Genomic DNA, 2,846 nt, shown 5'->3' on the forward strand with positions numbered 1-2,846 from the left:
GTGGCGCAGGCGCTCGCCCTGGATCGGACCGACGACGGCGCCGCGTTGCGCTATCTGGGCAGCGCACCGGATCCAGTGCTCGCCGCCCAGCGACTCGTGGCCGAGCACCCCGGCTACCAGCAGCCGTGGACGGGACTTTTACTGCCCGATCACCCGACAACGGCGGAGATTGTGACGACCGCTCGAACCGGTGTCTCCGGTGAGGGCGGAACGGATGCTTTCCCGTGGCGCTTCGCGCTCAGGAACGACCCCACGGTGTCGCCGTACCGGAAAGCCACCGTCAAGAAACGCAGAACCCGGCCGTAGCATCCGCGCGAACTGCTCGTGTGGGGCAAACGGCGGATACGATGGACCGGTGACTGAATCCGTAGAGCAGATGATTGACCGGTTGTGCGCCAAGATCCCGGACCACCCGGAGCCGGGGGTGTTGTTCCGTGACCTCACCCCGCTGTTCGCCGACGGGGACGGATTCAAGCGCACCGTGGACGCCCTGACCGATGCATTCCGTGGTCAGTACGACTGTGTGGCCGGCGTCGAGGCGCGCGGATTCATGATTGCCGCCGCCGTGGCCTATGCCTCCGGCGTGGGCATCGTCCCCGTCCGGAAGAAGGGCAAACTGCCGCGCGAGACTATCTCGCAGCAGTACAACCTGGAATACGGCACCGAAACGCTCGAAATCCACACGGACGATGTCCCGCGCGGTTCGCGTGTTCTGGTGCTCGACGACGTTCTGGCCACCGGTGCACGCTCGGTGCGTCTGCGTCATTGCTGACCCGCGCCGGTTTCAACGTGGCGGGTTTCGGCGTGATCATGGAACTGACCGCCCTGCGCGGCCGCGCCCAGCTGGGCGGGCACCGGGTTCGCGCCCTGTTGCGCGTCTGAGTTTCTCCCCGTGACATGTTCGGTCACGGGAGCGCGATAGGATTGACGACCGCTGGTTATCGAACCGGCGGTCGTTTTCCGTCCCCGTGAGGTGAATTGCGTGACCGAGTCCGCGTCTGAAAGAACCGCCCAGCAGCTCGAGCTGGAACGGGACTACGTTGCCCAGGCCTATGAACGCTTGGACGAGTTGCGTGAGATCAATGGCCAAGAACTCGCCAAGGTCCGCCGCAGTGACTACGGCGGAGGACACCAGGCGAAGTCCGAGCGTGACGCCTTCGCGTCCCATTACGAGGATCGCCTGACGCAACTCGAATCGGTGGATGAGCGCCTCGTCTTCGGTCGTCTCGACACAGAGGATGACGAGCGGTATTACGTGGGCCGGCTCGGCCTGGCTACCGAGGACCACCAGCGACTGGTGCTGGACTGGCGCGCTCCGGAAGCCGGCGCGTTCTACCAGGCGACCGCTCGCAACACCCAGGGCCTCGCACGGCGTAGGCACCTGATCATGGAGAAGCGCGATGTGACCGCCATCGAGGACGATGTCTTCGACGCGGACGCGGTGGACCAGCACGAGATCGTGCGCGGCGAGGGCGCCCTCATGGCCGCGCTCAACAAGACGCGCACCGGTCGCATGAACGACATTGTCGCGACCATTCAGGCTGAACAGGACCGCATTATCCGTGCTCCACTCAAGGGCGTGCGAGTAATCCAGGGCGGGCCAGGTACGGGTAAAACCGCAGTGGCTCTGCACCGTGCGGCGTATTTGCTCTACGAACACCGCGAACGCCTGGCCAAGTCGGGTGTGCTGATCGTTGGGCCGTCATCTTCATTCCTCTGGTACATCGAACGAGTGCTGCCCGCACTCGGCGAAACCGGCGTGGTCATGTCCTCCCTGGCCGATCTCTACCCGGGCGTGCACGGCACCGTGGAGCGCGATCCGTGGGTGGCTCGATGGAAGTCCGGACTGCACATGGTCGACGTGATCAAGCAAGCGGTCGCGGACCGCGAAAAGGTTCCGGAGAAGAACCTCTGGCTGACCGTGGTCGGCCACTCCGTCAAACTCAAGCGGTCGTTGGTCCGGCACGCTCGTGAGCGCGCCCGTGCCACGGGCAAGCCGCACAACGAGGCCCGAGCAACCTTCGTGAAGGTCATCATCAAGCAGCTCGCCGAAACTCTGGGGCAGCAGCTCAACGACAAGGCCGGCTCCACCATGGACCGTTCTTACCTCAAGGAGGACTTGCGCCAATCTCGTGAAGTGCGAGTCGCCCTCAACCTGTTGTGGTTGCCGTTGACGCCGCAACAGCTGGTGAGTCAGTTGTTCTCCAAGGAGCACTACCTGCGTTCGGCGGCCCCCAGTCTGAGCGACGCGCAGATCGCCCAGCTACTTCGCGCTCCTGACGCACCGCTCACCGTGGCGGACGTGCCCCTGCTCGACGAAGCGGCAGAGCTGCTCGGCGACTTCGATTCCGCGGGCATCAAGCTGCGCGGTCAGGCGGCCGAACAACGCAAGGCGGCGGAGTCTGCGGAGAAGGTGCTCGCCACGATGGCCGAGGGTTTCGAGGACATCGGCGCCCAGGGCATCATCACCGTCGACCAGTTGACCACTCTCAACGAGGAACCGGTGCGGCGCATGACCGCTGCTGAGGCGGCGTCGGCTGACCGCACGTGGGCCTACGGGCACGTGGTGGTCGACGAGGCGCAGGAACTCTCGGCCATGCAGTGGCGCACGCTGATGCGTCGCTGCCCCATGAAGTCGTTCACGGTGGTGGGCGATATTGCCCAGGCCGGCAACGCCGCGGCAGCGACCACGTGGGAGGGCGCGTTGGAACCGTTCGTGGGGGATCGCTTCTCCCTGGAAGAACTCACGGTCAACTACCGCACGCCCCAGCCCATCGCCGACGCCGCCGTGCGGGTCGCCCGCGCAGCAGGCCTTCGCGTGTCGGACCCGCGCGCGGTGCGTGATG

The 2,846-nt window shown here is 65.5% G+C and carries 1 protein-coding gene and 2 pseudogenes; all 3 read left to right on the plus strand.

The genetic code is table 11. The features are described from left to right. Nucleotides 1-306 (plus strand): annotated as a pseudogene (locus tag YO9_RS0115625) (DNA-3-methyladenine glycosylase); the annotation flags it as partial. Nucleotides 307-376: 70 nt separating this feature from the next. Next, a pseudogene (locus tag YO9_RS0115630) lies at nt 377-882 on the plus strand (adenine phosphoribosyltransferase). 100 nt (nt 883-982) lie between these two features. Then, nucleotides 983-2,846 (plus strand): HelD family protein (locus YO9_RS0115635; protein WP_016998338.1); only part of this gene is annotated, 1,864 nt, incomplete at its 3' end.

Origin of the sequence: Kocuria atrinae C3-8, from assembly GCF_000286355.1 — a bacterium.
Taxonomy (GTDB): domain Bacteria; phylum Actinomycetota; class Actinomycetes; order Actinomycetales; family Micrococcaceae; genus Kocuria; species Kocuria atrinae_A.